Here is a 16,670-nt window from a genome sequence, read left to right as displayed (position 1 = left end):
CCCAGATCGGCTTTTTTGTGAACCGCCGTTCGCGGCGAGGGGAAGTCCCTACCGTGGCTAAATGGCCTTCGCGAACCGCGTGACGCGTGCGCTCGGCGTCGAGGTGCCGATCCTGTCGGCCCCGATGGGCTGGGTGGCCCGGCCCGACCTGGTCGCGGCGGTGTCGAACGCGGGCGGCATGGGCCTGGTGCCCGGTTCGCTCCCGATCGAGGAGGTCCGCGACGACATCCGCCGCGTCCGCGACCTCACCGACAAACCGTTCGGCGTCAACGTCCCGATCCTGGTCGCCCGCGATCCCCGGGTCGTCGAGATGGTCGTCGACGAGCGGGTCGGGTTCGTCACGACGTCGGCCGGCTCACCGGAGAAGCACACGCCGCTGCTCAAGGACGCCGGGCTCACCGTCTACCACGTGGTGCCGTCGCTGCGTGCCGCGCTCAAGGCGGTCGCCGCCGGCGTCGACGGGCTGATCGTCGAGGGCAACGAGGGCGCCGGGTTCAAGAACCCCCGCGAGGTGTCCACGATGGTGCTGGTGCCGCTGGTCGCCGAGCGCTGCGGCCTGCCGGTGATCGCGGCCGGTGGTGTCGCCGACGGCCGCTCGCTGGCCGCGGCGTTCTGCCTGGGCGCCGAGGGGGCGCAGATGGGCACCCGGATGCTCGCCGCCGCGGAGTCGGCCGTCCACGACAACCTGAAGCAGGCCGTGCTGGCCGCGGCCGAGACCGACACCGTGCTGCTCGACGGCGCGCTGGGCCGGCCGATGCGGGTGCTGCGCACCGAGCTCGTCGACGCGCTGCTCACGGCGGAGGACCCCGACGCCTTCGGCCGGCTGGCCCACGTCACGACGCTCTACCGCGACGGCGACCTGGCGGCCTCGCCGGCGCAGCTGGGCCAGGTCGCCGGGCGGGTGGACGAGATCCTCCCGGTCGCCGAGATCTTCCGCCGCACGCTGAAGGAATTCGACGAGGTGGTAGGGGGCCTGCCCCGATGACGACACTGGCCGGCTGGTTCGCCGAGCACGGCATTCCGCTGGACGCCGAACCGGAGCTCACGCTGATCGCGGGCGGGCACTCCAACCTCACCTACCGCGTGAACGACCGGTACGTGCTGCGCCGCCCGCCACGGGGGCACGTGCTGCCGAGCGCCCACGACGTCGGCCGCGAGCACCGGGTCATCCGCGCGCTGGAGCCCACCCCGGTGCCGGTGCCGCACTCGTTCGGGCTGTGCGAGGACACCGCCGTGCTCGGCGCGCCGTTCTACGTCATGGACCTGGTGCCGGGCACCGTGGTGGCCGGTCGCGACGACGGCGCCGCCTACCCCGCCGACGCCCGCGGGCCGGCCTGCCGCGACCTGGTCGGCGTCCTGGCGGCCGTCCACGACGTCGACGTCGACGCGGTCGGCCTGGGTGAGCTGGGCCGCCGGGCCGAGTACGGCGCCCGTCAACTGCGCCGCTGGCGGCGCCAGTTCCACGCCGCCGCCCGCGAACTGCCGCTCGTGGACGAGGTTCACGACCGGCTCGCCGCCGCGATCCCGCCGCAGCGCCGCACCGGGCTCGTCCACGGTGACTACCGTCCCGGCAACGTGCTGCTCGCCGCCGACGGCCACGTCACCGCGGTGCTGGACTGGGAGCTGGCTACGCTCGGTGACACGATGGCCGACCTCGGCTGGCTGACCGCCACCTGGTGCGAACCGGGCGAGGAGGAGCTGATCGAGTCGCCGGCCGCGAACCCCGGCTTCGTCCGGCGCGACGAGCTGATCGCCGAGTACCACCACCGCACCGGCTCTGACGTGTCCGACATCGGCTGGTATCAGGCTTTCGCACTCTGGAAGCTCGCCTGTATCGCCGAGGGCGTCCATGCCCGGTACAAGGCCGGAGTGATGGGTGCGGACGGAGTGGACGTCGAGGCCCAAGGAACACGGGTCAACCGGCTGGCCGAAGCGGCGGCCGCCGCACTGACCACTCTCGACTGAACGGGTCTGTATACGGTCGACCGAACGGTAGCCAAAGCCCGACATCCGTACCTAGAGTGAGGCGACAGTTCTGTCACAGTGCCGAAACTGAAGGTGACGGACCAAAGGCGGTCTTCCACCATGAAATACGGATCCGTGTACGCGGCCTGGGAACGTTTCGTCCGGGGTGACGATCACGTGCTGGGCGTCCGACCCGAAGTGGCGATCTCCTGGCACCGGTGCCGGGAGCAGTACCGTGTCGACCCGCATCTCACCGAGGCGCCGATCGCGGTGGCCGAGATCGACCACACGCCCGAACACGACGTCGTCTTCGCCGAACTGGGCTTCCGCGCCGCGTCGCTGGCGCACGACGTCAGCGTGGCCGGTGGGGTCGTGACGATCTGCGACTCGACCGGCCGGATCCTCGCCGAGTGGGGCGACCCGGCGACGGTCGAGCGCGCCGAGCAGGCCAACCTCGCGCCCTGGTTCTGCTGGTCGGAGGCGGCGGCCGGCACGAACGGCATGGGGATGGCGCTGGAGGCCCACGGCCCGGTGCTGGTGCGCGGCGCCGAGCACTGGTGCGAGGCGTTCCACGACTGGGTCTGCGCCGGCGTCGCCGTGCGCGACGTGGTCAGCCGCGAGCCGATCGCGGTGCTGAACATCTCCTGCTACCGCAACCAGCTCCCGGCGATGGCGGGCAGCTGGCTGGCCAACGCGGCGACGAAGACGCAGTGCCTGTTGCGCGACCGGGCCCGCGACAGCGCCGCCGAGCTGCTCGCGGCCTACACGCAGGCCCGGGCCGGTTCCACCGAGGCGCTGGCCGCGGTCGACACCGCGGGCAAGGTGGTGATCGCCGACGAGACCGCGAGCGCGCTGATGGGCGTGCCGGCCCGGGTGCCCGCCCTCGACCCCACGGTGCGCTGGACACCCGGCCTGCCCGAGCTGATCGGCGCCGCCCGGTACGCGGCCCGGCAGGCGGCACGCAACCCCGACTACATCGGCTCCACCCAGGTGTTCACCTACCTCACCGACGAGCCGACGCCGATCGTGCTGCGCCCCGTCTTCCTCTCCGGTCAGCTGATCGGCATGCTGGTGTCGTTCGGCGCGTCCGACGAGCCGCCGACACCGTCCGAGACCTCGGCGCGCACCCTGCCCCGCCGCGTCGTCGCGACCCGGGAGAACCGCACCGTGCTGCTGCGGCTGCCCGAGGTGTCGTTCGCCGAGTCGGAGGGCAACGACGTGTGGCTCTCCACCGACCAGGGCCGGCTGCGGTCGGCGTCGTCCAGCCTGGACAGCCTCGGCGACGAGCTGTCCGCGGCCGGGTTCCTGCGGGTGCACCGCCGGTACGTGGTCAACCTGAGCCGGATCCGCGAGGTCGAGCGGCGGCGGGGAGGTGAGCTCTTCCTCGTCATGGACGACGACGCCGTCGACGGCATGGTCCCGGTCTCCCGCCGGAACGCCCCGGCGGTGCGTCGAGCACTGGACATCTGAACGGAGTACCCGCGTGCCCGAGTCCCACGGCGGAGGCCTCGGCCTCCCGGCCCCGACCCCGAGTTACTACGCCTCGGTGGAACGTCCCTACTCCGCTTCGCTCGCCGCGCGGCCCGCGGCGGCGGGCGAGAAGCGCCTCGACCTGCGGACCCTGCAGAAACGCCCCGACCCGCTGGGTGAGGACTTCGACTACGCCGCCGCGTTCGCCGACCTCGACCTCGACGCGCTCGCCCGTGACGTCGACGCCGTGCTCACCACGTCGCAGGACTGGTGGCCGGCCGACTTCGGTCACTACGGGCCGCTCGTCGTGCGGATGGTGTGGCACTGCGCCGGTACCTACCGCGTCGGCGACGGGCGGGGCGGGGCCGCCGCGAGCCTGCAACGCTTCGCGCCGGTCGACAGCTGGCCCGACAACCGCAACCTCGACAAGGCCCGGCGGCTGCTCTGGCCGGTGAAGAAGAAGTACGGCCGCCGGATCAGCTGGCCCGACCTGATGGTGTTCGCCGGCAACCGCGCGCTCGAGACGATGGGCTTCCGCACGTTCGGGTACGCCGGTGGGCGGGCCGACGTGTTCCAACCCGACGACGTCGACTGGGGACCGGAGGCCGCCTGGCTCGGCGACGAGCGCCACACCGGCGTCCGCACGCTGGACGAACCCCTGGCCGCCGACCAGCTGGGCCTGATCTACGTCAACCCGGAGGGCCCGAACACCGTGCCCGACGCGGTCGCGTCGGCCCGCGACATCCGGGTGACGTTCCGCCGGATGGGCTTCGACGACGAGGAGACCGTCGCGCTCATCGCCGGCGGCCACACGTTCGGCAAGACCCACGGCGTGGCCAACCCGGAGTACTACCTCGGCCCGGAACCGGCCGAGGCGGACCTCGCGCAGCAGGGGCTGGGCTGGGAGAACAGCTACGGCACCGGGAAGGCCGGCGACACGATCACCAGCGGCCTGGACGGAACCTGGACACCGACGCCGACGCGGTGGGACAACAGCTACCTGGAGAACCTCTTCGGCTACGAGTGGGACGTGGCGCTGAGCCCGGCCGGGCTGTGGCAGTGGGTGCCGAAGGACGGTGCCGGTGCGGGCACGGTGCCCGACGCGCACGACCCGGCGACGTCGCACCCGCCGACGTTCCTCACCACCGACCTGGCGCTGCGCTACGACCGCGCCTACGGCCCGATCGCGAAGCGCTTCCTGGAGAACCCCGACCAGCTGGCCGACGCGTTCGCCCGGGCCTGGTTCAAGCTGACCCACCTCGACCTGGGGCCGCGCGAACGGTACCTGGGCCCGCTGGTCCCGGCGGAGCCGCTGATCTGGCAGGACCCGGTGCCGGCCCCCACCCTGGACGCCCCCGACGTCGCCGCGCTGAAACGACGCGTCCTCGGCTCCGGCCTCACGATCGCCGAACTCGTGGAGACCGCGTGGGCCTCGGCCTCCACGTTCCGCGACAGCGACAAACGCGGCGGCTCCAACGGCGGCCGGCTGCGCCTCGAACCGCAGCGGAGCTGGGCGGTGAACAAGCCGGACCAGCTCGACCGGGTGCTGCGTACCCTCGAGGGGCTGCGGCACGGGATCTCGATGGCCGACCTCATCGTGCTCGCCGGCTGTGCCGCGGTGGAACAGGCCGCCGGCATCCCGGTGCCGTTCACCCCCGGGCGCACCGACGCCACCCCGGAGTGGACCGACGTGGCCTCGTTCGCCGCGCTCGAGCCGCTCGCCGACGGGTTCCGGAACTACCTGGGCCCGCGCGCCCGCCGCCCGGCCGAACACCTGCTGGTAGACCGGGCCCGGCAGCTGACCCTCACCGCCACCGAGATGACCGTGCTGGTCGGCGGCCTGCGCACGCTCGAGTACGGCGTGCTCAGCACCGCGTTCTTCGTCGATCTGCTCGACGCGCCGCCCGACACGGCGACCCGCGTCGACCTGGTTTTCGGCTCGCACGGCGAGCTGCGCGCGTTCGCCGAGGCGTACGCGTCCGACGACGCCGGCGAGGCGTTCGTCCGCGACTTCGTCGTTGCGTGGGACAAGGTGATGAACCTCGGTCGGTACTGATTCCGGTCTGAACGGTGGCCCCACGCGGACGAACGGCGCCCTCTTCTTGACCCGTTCCAGCCGGCGTAGTTTTCCCGTCCACCGGAACTCGACGCCAGAACGGGTGAGGTCGATGACGACTGCGCAAGACCGGGACCTACTACTGGACAAACTCGGGCTCAACGCACAGAACAGCGCCGCTCTCGGCAAGGTGCTCAACACGGGCAACATCGGTCAGGCCACCGAGCGGGCCGACGGGACGATGGAAGCGACGATCCGGATCAAGCCCGACGAGATCTGCTGGGATCCGTCGATCCTGGTCCTGCCCCACGGGGGCGACCTCGAGCTCACGCTCATCAACGACGACCTGAACACGCACTGCGCGCTGCTGCCGAGCAACGGCGACCGCAAGTTCATCTGGCTCGTCAACCACTCCAAAGGCCTGGCCCGGCTCAACCTCGACGGCCCCGGCTACTACTGGTTCAGCTCACCGACCGGCAACGACGAGGGCCGCGGCCTGACCGGCACGATCGTCGTCCTCGGTGACGTGCCGCCGGAGGCCCGCCTCGACCGTCCCGACCAGCCGCGGCCCTGAGGAGGTCAACGACATGACCATCGAATACGTGGACGCGGGCGAGGCCGTCGACCAGGGACGCCTCAGCGGCAAGGTCGCCGGCGGCGAGGTCGCCCCGCCGGTGACCGAGAACCTGACCTACGAGCGCATCCTCGACGCGCGTTCGGAGCCGGAGAACTGGCTCACCTACTACGGCGCCCACGACGGGCAGCGTTACAGCCCGCTGGACCAGATCACCACCGAGAACGTCAAGCGCCTCGCGCCCGCCTGGGTGTTCCAGGCCGGCACGAGCGGCATCATCGCCGGCGCGTCGACGTACTCGTTCGAGGCCACCCCGCTGGTCGTCGACGGGATCATGTTCCTCTCCGGCTGGGACGGCTGGGTCTGGGCCCTGGACGCCAAGACCGGCACCGAGATCTGGCGGTACAAGCACGCGGTCCCGTTCGACGTCTCGCTCTGCTGCGGCAACGTCAACCGCGGGGTCGCGGTGGCCAAGGGCAAGGTCTTCTTCGTCACCGCGAACGCGCACCTGATCGCGCTCGACGCCGCCACCGGAAAGAAGGTCTGGGACAAGGTCAAGGGCGACGTGCGGGCCGGCGAGAGCGCCACCAGCGCGCCGATCGTCATCAAGGACATGGTCATCACCGGCTCCGCCGGCGGTGAGTTCGGGGTGCGTGGCCACCTCGACGCGTTCGACCTGGAGACCGGCGAGCACCGCTGGCGCTCCTACATGGTGCCCAAGCCCGGTGAGCCCGGCGCCGAGACCTGGCCCGCGGACGGTGAGGCCTGGGCTCGTGGCGGTGGGAACCCGTGGCTGGTCGGCACGTTCGACCCGGACACGAACCTGATGTACTGGGGCACCGGCAACCCGGCCCCCGACTTCGACGGCGGTGTCCGCGAGGGCGACAACCTCTACACCGACAGCATCGTCGCGATCGACGTCGACTCCGGGCAGATCCGCTGGCACTACCAGTGCACCCCGCACGACGTGTGGGACTACGACAGCATCTCCGAGTGCATCCTGTTCGAGCGGGACGGGCGCAAACTGCTCGGCCACTTCGACAAGAACGGCTACTTCTTCGTCCTCGACCGCACCAACGGCGAACGCGTCTCGATCACGCCGTTCGTCGACCGCATCACCTGGGGCGCGATCACCCGCGACGGCCAGGTCGCGGCCAAGGTCTACCCCGACGAAGAGGGCGTCCCGGTGCACTTCTACCCGGGCCCGGCCGGCGCCAAGGAGTGGACGCACGCGTCCTACAGCCCGCGCACCGGCTGGTTCTACGTCCCGGTGCAGGACGTCGGCGCCACGGCCACGCGCCGGCGCCGGGAGTTCAAGGAGAGCATCCCGTACTGGGGCGCCGGCGTTCAGGTCGACATCGAGGAGGCGGTCGGCTACGTCAGCGCGTTCGACGCCGACGGCGAGGAGAAGTGGCGCTGGCGCAACGAACTGCCGATGTGCGCGTCGACGCTGGTCACCGGCGGTGACGTGGTGTTCGCGGGCGAACCGTCGGGGGAGTTCAACGCGCTCGACGCCCGCACCGGTGAGCAGCTGTGGCAGTTCCAGTGCGGCAGCGGCCACCACAGCAGCCCGGTGACCTACGCGGTCGACGGGCGGCAGTACGTGGCCGTGCCGGTCGGCTGGGGCGGCTGGGCCGAGGGCTTCCTGCCCGGCATGCTCGGCGCCGGCCACGGCTCCGCCCTGATCGTGTTCGCCCTGCCCGAGGAGTAGGAAAGGAGGAATCAATCATGGCTGAATGGGAGACCCCGGAGTTCGTCGAGGTCGCCGTCGCCCCCGAGGTGACGATGTACATGGGCACGCTGGAGCCCTGACGTGATCGCGCGGGTGCTCGGCTCGGCGGCCGGCGGCGGATCACCGCAGTGGAACTGCCACTGCGCGGTCTGCACCGCCGTGCGTGCCGGTGCCGGGCCCCCGCGCACCCAGTCGTCGCTCGCGGTGACCCTGGACCGCGAGCGGTGGTTCCTGTTCAACGCGTCTCCCGACGTCCACCGTCAGATCGACGGACTGCCGGTGGACGCGGTACTGCTCACCGACGCCGAGCTGGACCACACGCTCGGCCTGCTGATCCTGCGTGAGGCGCGGAACCTGGTGCTGCACGCCACCCCCGCGATCGTCACGACCCTGCGCGACGGCTCCGGGCTGCTGCCGCTGCTGGAGCGGTACTGCACGGTCGAGTGGCGGCCGGTGGAGCCGGGCGTGCCGTTCACGCTCACCGACGGGCTGAGCTGCGAGGCGTTCGACGTCCCCACGACCAAGAAGGACCGGTTCGGCGTCGGCGTGGACGTCGGCCGGGTGGTGGGCTACCGGATCACCGATCGCCGCACCGGCGGCACGCTCGTCTACCTGCCCGGGGCGCAGGCCCTCCCCGACATCGGCCCCTGCGACTGCCTGCTGCTCGACGGCTCGTTCTTCCGCGACGACGAACTGTCCGCGACCAGGACCGCCCGGGACATGGGGCACCTCCCGATCGTCGACAGCCTTCCTCTGATCACGGCGCCGCGCACGATCTTCGTGCACGTCAACAACACCAACCCGATCCTGCTCGACGACTCACCCGAGCGGCGTGTCGTCGAGGCGAACGGCATGGAGGTAGCCATGGACGGCCTCGAGGTGGAGCTATGACCGCGCTCGTCGAGAACGATTTTGTCGCCACCCTGCGGGCCCACTCCGCGCGCTACCACCACCAGCACCCGTTCCACGTCCGGATGAACGCGGGTGAGCTGAGCCCCCGCCAGCTGCGCGGGTGGATCGCGAACCGCTTCTACTACCAGGAGAACATCCCGCGCAAGGACGCCGCGATCCTCTCCAACTGCCCCGACGTCGAGGTGCGCCGGCGCTGGATCCGGCGCATCACCGACCACGACGGCACGGCCGGCACCGAGGGCGGCATCGAGGCGTGGCTGCGCCTCGGCGAGGCCGCCGGGCTGCCGCGCGCGGAGATCCTCGACCACCGGCACCTGGTGCCCGGGGTGCGGTTCGCGGTCGACGCGTACGTCAACTTCACCCGCACCCGCCCGTGGGTGGAGGCGGTGGCCTCGTCGCTCACCGAGCTGTTCGCCCCCGACCTGATGGCCGAGCGGCTCGCCGCGTTCGAACGGCACTACCCGTGGATCGACGCCGGCGGCCTCGCGTACTTCCGCAACCGGCTGCACCAGGCGCCGCGCGACTGCGAGCACGCGCTCGAGATCGTCACCACCCACTGCCTGTCGGCCGAGACCCGGGCCGCCGCGATCGACGCGCTGTCGTTCAAGTGCGACGTGCTGTGGAGCCAGCTCGACTGCATCGACACGGCGTACCCGGAATGAGCCGCCCGCAGCTGGCCCGCCACTGCCGATTGAGCTTCGACCGCACCCGCCAGCGGCCGATCCTCCTGCTGCCCGAGACCGTCGTCGTGCTCAACACCACCGGCGCGGCGATCCTGGAACGCTGCGACGGGCGGCACACCGTGGACGAGATCGTCGCCGACCTGGGGGAGGCCTACCGGGAGGTCCCGGGCGCCGAGGTGCAGCGCTTCCTCGACGGCATGCTCGACCGCCGCTACGTGGTGATGATCGATGGCTGACCCGTTCGGGCTGCTCGCCGAGCTCACCTACCGCTGCCCGCTGTCCTGCGCCTACTGCTCCAACCCGCTGAACATGGCCGAGTACACCGACGAGCTCACGACCGCGGAGTGGCAGCGCGTGTTCACCGAGGCCCGCGACCTCGGCGTGCTCCAGTGCCACCTGTCCGGCGGGGAACCGCTGCTCCGGCGTGACCTGGTCGCCCTGGTCGCGTCGGCCCGGGACCTGGGCCTCTACACGAACCTGGTGACCAGCGCGGTAGGTCTCACCCGGGACAAGGCCCGGCAGCTGCGCGACGCCGGCCTGGACCACGTGCAGATCAGCATCCAGGCCGACGCGCCGTCGCTCTCCGACACGATCGCCGGCCTCCCGTCCTTCCGACGCAAAGTCGACGCGATGCGCGTGGTGAAGGAGCTCGGCTGGCCGCTCACCGTCAACGTCGTGCTGCACCGGCAGAACATCGACCGGATCGCCGAGATACTCGACCTGGCCGCGGACGTCGGCGCCGACCGGGTCGAGCTCGCGAACACCCAGTACTACGGCTGGGCCTGGCGCAACCGGGACGCGCTGCTGCCGAGCCGGGCCCAGCTGGCGGCGGCCGAGGAGGTCGTGCGGTCGGCGCGCGACCGGCTCGCGGTGATCTACGTCGTACCGGACTACTACAGCGAGTACCCCAAACCCTGCATGGGCGGGTGGGCCGCCCGGCAGCTGACCGTGACGCCCAACGGGGACGTGCTGCCGTGCCCGGCGGCGCAGTCGCTGCCGTTGCCGACGGCCAGCGTGCGCACCGACTCGCTGGCCCACATCTGGGCCGCGTCACCGGTGTTCACCGCGTACCGCGGTACCGACTGGATGCCCGATCCGTGCCGCGGCTGCGACCGGCGCGAGGTGGACTTCGGCGGGTGCCGGTGCCAGGCGTTCCAGCTCACCGGCGACGCCGCCCGCACCGACCCGGTCTGCCATCTCTCCCCGGACCACGCGGTGGTGACCGACGCCGTGGCGGCGGCCAACTCCGCGGTGGACCTCACGCTGATTCCTCGCCCACATCGCTGACCCGGGGGTGCGGTATGTCGTCGATCCTGATCTTCGTCGTCGGAGCGGCGTTGCTGGTCTACTGCGCCGAGAAGCTGGTCGTGTACCTCGTGGGGGCCGCCCACGGCCTGCGCATCTCGGTGTTCCTGCTCGCGATCATCTTCACCGGCATCGAGTTCGACGACCTGGCGCTGGGCGTGGCCCTCAACGCCGAGGACCTCGGCGGCGTGGCGCTGGGCACCGTGTTCGGCACCGCGATCTCGATGACCGGGATCGTGCTCGCGCTGGCCGCGATCGTGTGTCCGACGCGGGTGAACATTCCGCGCAGCTATCTGGCGCTGTTCGCGGCGTCGCCGCTGATGATGGTGCCGTTCGTGCTGTCGGCGCCGCTGACCGCGGCGGACGGCGTCGTCCTGGTGCTGTTGTTCGTGGCGTTCATCGCGTACATCGCGACGAGGGAACTGCAGAGCTCCACCCCGATCTTCCGCAACGCCGAGATCCTGGAACGGATCGGCGGTGTCTCCGGGGGTGCGTCCTCGGCGGGTGTCTCCGGGGCGGGTCCGACCTCCGGGACGGGTGTGTCCGGGGCGGGCCCCGGCGGGGTGGGCGCCGGTGGGGTGTCCGCGGGGCGGGCGGGGGATCGGCCGCCGTTCCCGGTGACGATGCCGTTCACGAAGAACCGGCCGCTGCCGAAGTGGGGCGGGATCGCGCTGGCCGTGCTGGCGCTGATCGGCCTGATCGTCGCCGCGACCATCACCAGCGCGGGAATCGACGGCATCCTCGACGACCACGCGATCGGCGGCACCCTGTTCGGCGCGACGATCGCGACCCTGGTGCTGTCGCTCGAGGACATCTTCCTGACCGTCGAACCCAACCGGCGGGGTGCGGCGGAGATCGGCATCGGCAACGTCATCGGCAGCGTCGTGTTCGGAGTGACCGCGAAACTCGGCGTCATCCTGCTCACCGGCGGCGCCATCCTCGTCGGGTCGGACGTGCTCGCCTGGCACCTCCCGGCCCTGGTCGTGATGACGGCCCTGTCGGCGTACTTCATCTCCACCGGCCACCTACGCCGCCGGCACGGCGTCGTGCTGCTGGCGCTCTACGTCCTGTACTGGGCCGTCAGCTGGTCCCTGCTCGGCGAGGTCCCGATCGACACCGACTGACCCCGGCCAAGCCCGTCAAGCGGTGGTGGCGGGTTCCGAACGGCGGTGGCCGCCGTGGCGTTCCAGAGCGGCGGCGAGGCGTTTCGCCGGGAGGCCGCGGGCGTCCAGATGGCGGGGTCGCGCGGGCGGGACGGCCGGGCCGGGCCGGTCCGCCGGAGCGGGCAGGGTGACCGGGCCGGTCGGGAGGACGGTCAGGGTGCGGCGCCGGAGCGGGCCTCGGCGGGTGAGGGTGGCGGTGCGGATCCCGCGCCAGGCCAGTACCTCCTGGTGGCCGGGCGGGAGGATGCTGCGGGCACCGATGATCGCGCCGGTCACCAGGCCCAGGACGCCGAGCGCGGTGGCCAGGGCACTGACCGAGTCGGCGCGTCCGGGCCAGGCGTACCGGAAGACGAGCGCGGCGAGCAGCAGCAGCGGCGACGGGACGATCCAGCCCAGGCCGCGCAGCCGGCGTTCGGCTCCGACGTTGCCGGCGAGCACGGTGATGCCGAGGTCGTCGACGCGCAGGCGGGCGGCGCGGCGGAGGCGGCCGAGGCGGTAGGCGGCGGCGGTGATCAGCAGGAGGCTCGGCACGCTGCCGGCGAGCAGGGCGAGCCAGGTCAGCGGCGTGTACCGCGCGCCGTAGGACAGGGTCTGGAGTATCACCGGCACCGACACCACGAACAGCACGAACCCCAGCGGCGCGAGGATCAACGCCGGGATCACCAGCCCGGCCGCGCCCGCCCCGAAGATCTCCGGCGGCAGGGCCGAGGGCAGGAACGGCCCGGCGTGCCCGGACCCCGGTCCCTCCGGATACGGAACCCCCACCGCCCCCGGCGCTCCGGGGCCCGACGGCATCCCCGCGCCGGGATCACCCACCTCGCCGGGCACCGGCATCGGTGCGCCGGGATCACCCACCTCGCCGGGCACCGGCGTCGGTGCGCCGGGATCGCCGGGCACCGGCGTCGGTGCGCCGGGTTCGCCCACCGGCCGGGACGACGGAATCCGTACGTGGGGACCGCTGACCGAGTCGGCCGGCGGCACCGACGGACCGGCTCCGCCCGCCGGGCCCGCCGACGGGATCCGCGGGCCGGGATCGCCTGCCGGGCCGGACGCCGGCACCGGGCCGCCGGGATCACTCGGCACGGAGGGCGCAGGCGGCGGAGCGGGCGCTGGGCCCGGTTCGGCGGGATACCGGATCGGCTCCGGGGCCGGGCCGAAATCGAGCGGCGGGGGAGCCACCGGAAGCGGGCGGGGCTCCGGCCGCCTGAGCACCCAACGCAGAGCACCCTCGGCCACCACCAGCTCGGGCTGGTCCAGCACCGTCGGCGCCACCCCCGTCGCACGGTGGAGCAACGTCCCGATCAGCGGGGTCCGCGAACCGCCGCCCACCAGGAACAGCCCGCTCACCTGTTCCCGCGGCACCCGCGCCTCACGCACGCACTGCAGCGTCACGTCGATCGTGTCGGCCAGCCGCGGGCGCGCCAGCTCCTCGAACTGTTCCCGGCTGATCACCACGTCCCGGTCCACGATCGGCACCACGAGCGTGGCCGACGAGCGCGACGACAGCGCCTCCTTCGCCTCCGACGCGTCGCTCCACAGCGCCCGGAACGCCCGCTGCTCGGCCAGCGTCCGCGGCGCCCGCAGCGGCGCGAAGGCGGCTCCGATCACGTCGGACGCGATCGACACGACGAGCGCGTCGAGGTCCAGGCTGCCGAACGTGTCCAGGCCCCGGTAGGCCAGCGGCTCGGACGTCGGCCGCACCACCGTCACGTCGAACGTGCCCGCGCCCAGGTCGTACACCACCAGGCAGCCGTCCGCGGGCAGCCGCCCGTCGAACTCGGTCGCGTAGTACGTGGCCGCCGCGACCGGCTCGGCCAGCAGGTGGACGTCCGGTAACCCGGCCCGGCCGGCGGCGTCCTGCAACACGGCGCGGCGGGCCGGACCCCACGCCACCGGGCACGTCACCACGATCTGTTCCGGGGGCGCCGGGAGCGTGCGGCGCACCTCCTGCCACACCCGGTCGAGGGTGGCCGCGATCGCGGTCACGACCGGCACGTCCCGGTCGCCGAGCAGCAGCTCGACGTCGTCGATGCGGCGTTTCGGGTTGGGTTCGTACGACTGCGGCGACACCCGCCCGGCGCGCTGCGCGGCCCGCCCGGCGAGCAGGTGCCCGTCGTGCTCCAGGCAGACCCCGGACGGCAGCAGCGGCGATCCGTCGAACAGCAGCGGACGGATCCGGCCGTCCGGCCACGCGAGCATCGCGACGGTGTTCGACGTTCCATAGTCGACGGCGAGCGCGGTCACGGCGGAAACCTACCGTCACGGCCGACTCCTTGACGCGGTCCGGCCGACAGCATAACTTGTAAGCAATTGATATATCAGTTCAACGGGAGATATCGATGACTGATCTGCATCGACCGCTCGCCGAGATCGACCCCGACGTCGCCGCCGCGATCGACGCGGAACTCCGCCGCCAGCAGACGACGCTGGAGATGATCGCCAGCGAGAACTTCGCGCCGGTGGCGGTGATGCGGGCGCAGGGTTCGGTCCTCACCAACAAGTACGCCGAGGGCTACCCGGGTCGTCGCTACTACGGCGGCTGCGAGAACGTCGACGTCATCGAGCAGCTCGCGATCGACCGGATCACCGCCCTGTTCGGCGCGGAGTTCGCCAACGTGCAGCCGCACTCCGGCGCCCAGGCCAACGCGGCGGCGATGGCGGCCCTGCTGCAGCCCGGCGACACGATCCTGGGCCTGGACCTCGCCCACGGCGGGCACCTCACCCACGGCATGAAGCTGAACTTCTCCGGCAAGCTCTACGACGTCGCCGCCTACCACGTCGACCGGGAGACCCACCGCGTCGACATGGCCGAAGTGGAGCGCCTGGCGCACGAGCGGCGTCCGCGGCTGATCGTCGCCGGGTGGTCGGCCTACCCGCGCCACCTGGACTTCGCCGAGTTCCGGCGGATCGCCGACGAGGTCGGCGCGTACCTGATGGTCGACATGGCGCACTTCGCGGGCCTGGTCGCGGCCGGGCTGCACCCGTCGCCGGTGCCGCACGCGCACGTCGTCACGTCCACCACGCACAAGACGCTCGGCGGCCCCCGGGGCGGCTTCATCCTGGCCACCGCCGACCTGGCCAAGAAGGTCAACTCGGCGGTGTTCCCCGGGCAGCAGGGCGGCCCGCTGGAGCACGTGATCGCCGCGAAGGCGGTGTCGTTCACACTCGCGGGCGAGCCCGCGTTCGCCGAACGGCAGGCGCGGACGCTCGCCGGGGCGCGTCTGCTCGCCGACCGGCTGCTCGCCGACGACTGCCGCGAGGCCGGCATCGGCGTGGTCAGCGGCGGCACCGACGTGCACCTGGTCCTGGTCGACCTGCGGAACTCGCCGCTCGACGGCAAACAGGCCGAGGACCGCCTGCACGACATCGGCATCACGGTGAACCGCAACGCGGTGCCGTTCGACCCGCGTCCGCCAATGGTCAGCTCCGGCGTCCGGATCGGTACCCCGGCGCTCGCGACCCGCGGGTTCGACGCCGACGACTTCACCGAGGTGGCCGACGTGATCGCGGCCGCGCTGCAGCCCTCGCCCGACGTCGAGAAGCTCCGGGCCCGGGTCACCGCACTGGCCGAGCGCCACCCGCTCTACCCGGAAGGGGTCTGATGCACCCGCGCTTTCTCTGGCGTAATCCCGAGCCGAAGCGCTCCTACGACGTGGTGATCGTCGGCGGCGGCGGGCACGGCCTGGCCACCGCGCACTACCTGGCGCGCAACCACGGCATCACGAACGTGGCGGTGCTGGAGAAGGGCTGGCTGGCCGGCGGCAACATGGCCCGCAACACCACGATCATCCGGTCGAACTACCTGTGGGACGAGAGCTCGGCGATCTACGAGCACGCGCTCAAGCTCTGGGAAGGGCTCGAGGAGGACCTCGGCTACCCGATCCTGCTCAGCCAGCGCGGGGTACTGAACCTGGCCCACACGCTGCAGGACGTGCGCGACAGCGTCCGCCGGGTGGAGGCCAACAAGCTCAACGGGATCGACGCCGAGTGGCTCGACCCCGACGAGGTGCGCAAGATCTGCCCGATCGTGAACACGTCGGCCGACATCCGCTACCCGGTGCTCGGCGCCACCTACCAGCCGCGCGCGGGCATCGCCAAGCACGACTACGTGGCCTGGGGGTTCGCCCGGCGCGCCGACGAGGCGGGCGTGGACCTCATCCAGGACTGCGAGGTGCGGGGCTTCGCCACCGACAGCGGCCGGGTGACCACGGTCAGGACGTCGAGAGGCGACATCGCCGCCGGCCGGGTCCTCCTCTGCGCCGCCGGGCACACCTCCACGCTCACCGACCTGCTCGGGTTCCGCATCCCGGTGCAGAGCCACCCGCTCCAGGCCCTGGTCTCCGAACTGCTCGAACCCGTGCACCCGACGATCGTCATGTCCAACGCGGTGCACGTGTACGTGTCCCAGGCGCACAAGGGTGAGCTGGTCATGGGGGCCGGCGTCGACTCGTACAACGGCTACGGCCAGCGCGGCGCGTTCCACATCATCGAGCGCCAGATGGCCGCCGCGGTGGAGCTGTTCCCGGTCTTCGCCCGCGCGCACCTGCTGCGGAGCTGGGCCGGCATCGTCGACGTCAGCCCGGACGCGTCGCCGATCGTCGGCCGCACCCCGTACGAGAACCTGTACCTCAACTGCGGCTGGGGCACCGGTGGCTTCAAGGCCACGCCGGGCATCGGCTGGTGCCTGGCCGACACCGTCGCGAACGGCGAGCCGCACCCGTACGTGGCGCCGTTCGCGCTGGACCGTTTCGTCACCGGTGCGCTCGTCGACGAGCACGGCGCCGCCGCCGTGGCCCACTGATCCGCTGGA

The 16,670-nt window shown here is 72.0% G+C and carries 15 protein-coding genes; 14 read left to right on the top strand and 1 reads right to left on the bottom strand.

What is annotated here, in order from left to right:
* Nucleotides 1–61 precede the first annotated feature (61 nt).
* The 12 genes from ABD437_RS10145 (at nt 62) to ABD437_RS10090 (ending at nt 11,821) form a co-directional block, all read left to right on the top strand.
* Nucleotides 62–985 (top strand): NAD(P)H-dependent flavin oxidoreductase, encoded by a 924-nt coding sequence (locus tag ABD437_RS10145; protein WP_344648511.1) that lies wholly within the window; start codon nt 62–64, stop codon nt 983–985.
* Nucleotides 982–1,965, top strand: a complete 984-nt coding sequence (locus ABD437_RS10140) for a phosphotransferase family protein (RefSeq protein WP_344648510.1) — start codon at nt 982–984, stop codon at nt 1,963–1,965. Before ABD437_RS10145 ends, ABD437_RS10140 begins: the two co-directional genes overlap by 4 nt.
* Nucleotides 1,966–2,085: 120 nt before the next feature.
* On the top strand, nt 2,086–3,435 hold the full coding sequence (locus tag ABD437_RS10135) for a DNA-binding protein (RefSeq protein WP_344648509.1): 1,350 nt from the start codon (nt 2,086–2,088) through the stop codon (nt 3,433–3,435).
* A gap of 76 nt (nt 3,436–3,511) precedes the next feature.
* Complete coding sequence (gene katG, locus ABD437_RS10130; protein WP_344648563.1) at nt 3,512–5,491, top strand: catalase/peroxidase HPI; 1,980 nt, start codon at nt 3,512–3,514, stop codon at nt 5,489–5,491.
* A 112-nt stretch (nt 5,492–5,603) separates the two neighbouring features.
* A complete protein-coding gene (locus tag ABD437_RS10125; protein ID WP_344648508.1) occupies nt 5,604–6,065 on the top strand; it encodes an MSMEG_3727 family PQQ-associated protein in 462 nt (153 codons plus the stop codon).
* A gap of 13 nt (nt 6,066–6,078) precedes the next feature.
* Complete coding sequence (locus ABD437_RS10120) at nt 6,079–7,776, top strand: PQQ-dependent dehydrogenase, methanol/ethanol family (RefSeq protein WP_344648507.1); 1,698 nt, start codon at nt 6,079–6,081, stop codon at nt 7,774–7,776.
* 17 nt (nt 7,777–7,793) lie between these two features.
* On the top strand, nt 7,794–7,877 hold the full coding sequence (gene pqqA / locus ABD437_RS10115) for a pyrroloquinoline quinone precursor peptide PqqA (RefSeq protein ID WP_063725736.1): 84 nt from the start codon (nt 7,794–7,796) through the stop codon (nt 7,875–7,877).
* Nucleotide 7,878: 1 nt separating this feature from the next.
* Nucleotides 7,879–8,688 carry a pyrroloquinoline quinone biosynthesis protein PqqB gene (gene pqqB, locus ABD437_RS10110; protein ID WP_344648506.1) on the top strand — a complete coding sequence of 270 codons (810 nt, stop codon included), beginning with the start codon at nt 7,879–7,881 and terminating at the stop codon, nt 8,686–8,688.
* A complete protein-coding gene (gene pqqC / locus ABD437_RS10105) occupies nt 8,685–9,371 on the top strand; it encodes a pyrroloquinoline-quinone synthase PqqC (RefSeq protein ID WP_344648505.1) in 687 nt (228 codons plus the stop codon). The genes pqqB and pqqC overlap by 4 nt, the downstream gene beginning before the upstream one ends.
* Nucleotides 9,368–9,628 (top strand): pyrroloquinoline quinone biosynthesis peptide chaperone PqqD, encoded by a 261-nt coding sequence (gene pqqD / locus ABD437_RS10100; protein WP_344648504.1) that lies wholly within the window; start codon nt 9,368–9,370, stop codon nt 9,626–9,628. Before pqqC ends, pqqD begins: the two co-directional genes overlap by 4 nt.
* Entirely contained in the window at nt 9,621–10,679 is a 1,059-nt protein-coding gene (gene pqqE / locus ABD437_RS10095) for a pyrroloquinoline quinone biosynthesis protein PqqE (RefSeq protein WP_344648503.1), read from the top strand. Before pqqD ends, pqqE begins: the two co-directional genes overlap by 8 nt.
* A gap of 14 nt (nt 10,680–10,693) precedes the next feature.
* Nucleotides 10,694–11,821, top strand: coding sequence for a sodium:calcium antiporter (locus tag ABD437_RS10090; protein WP_344648502.1), 1,128 nt, complete (start codon nt 10,694–10,696; stop codon nt 11,819–11,821).
* Nucleotides 11,822–11,836: 15 nt separating this feature from the next.
* On the opposite strand, the gene ABD437_RS10085 is transcribed toward ABD437_RS10090, so the two are convergent.
* Nucleotides 11,837–14,104, bottom strand: coding sequence for an Hsp70 family protein (locus ABD437_RS10085; RefSeq protein WP_344648501.1), 2,268 nt, complete (start codon nt 14,102–14,104; stop codon nt 11,837–11,839).
* 95 nt (nt 14,105–14,199) lie between these two features.
* Here ABD437_RS10085 and glyA point away from each other — a divergent pair, with 95 nt between their 5' ends.
* Nucleotides 14,200–15,462 (top strand): serine hydroxymethyltransferase, encoded by a 1,263-nt coding sequence (gene glyA, locus ABD437_RS10080; protein WP_344648500.1) that lies wholly within the window; start codon nt 14,200–14,202, stop codon nt 15,460–15,462.
* Complete coding sequence (locus tag ABD437_RS10075; RefSeq protein ID WP_344648499.1) at nt 15,462–16,661, top strand: sarcosine oxidase subunit beta family protein; 1,200 nt, start codon at nt 15,462–15,464, stop codon at nt 16,659–16,661. The genes glyA and ABD437_RS10075 overlap by 1 nt, the downstream gene beginning before the upstream one ends.
* Nucleotides 16,662–16,670: the final 9 nt, after the last annotated feature.

Origin of the sequence: Cryptosporangium japonicum (genome assembly GCF_039524755.1) — a bacterium.
Classification (GTDB): domain Bacteria; phylum Actinomycetota; class Actinomycetes; order Mycobacteriales; family Cryptosporangiaceae; genus Cryptosporangium; species Cryptosporangium japonicum.
The sequence above is the reverse complement of the archived record's forward strand: the minus strand, read 5'-3'. Positions and strand labels throughout refer to the sequence as shown.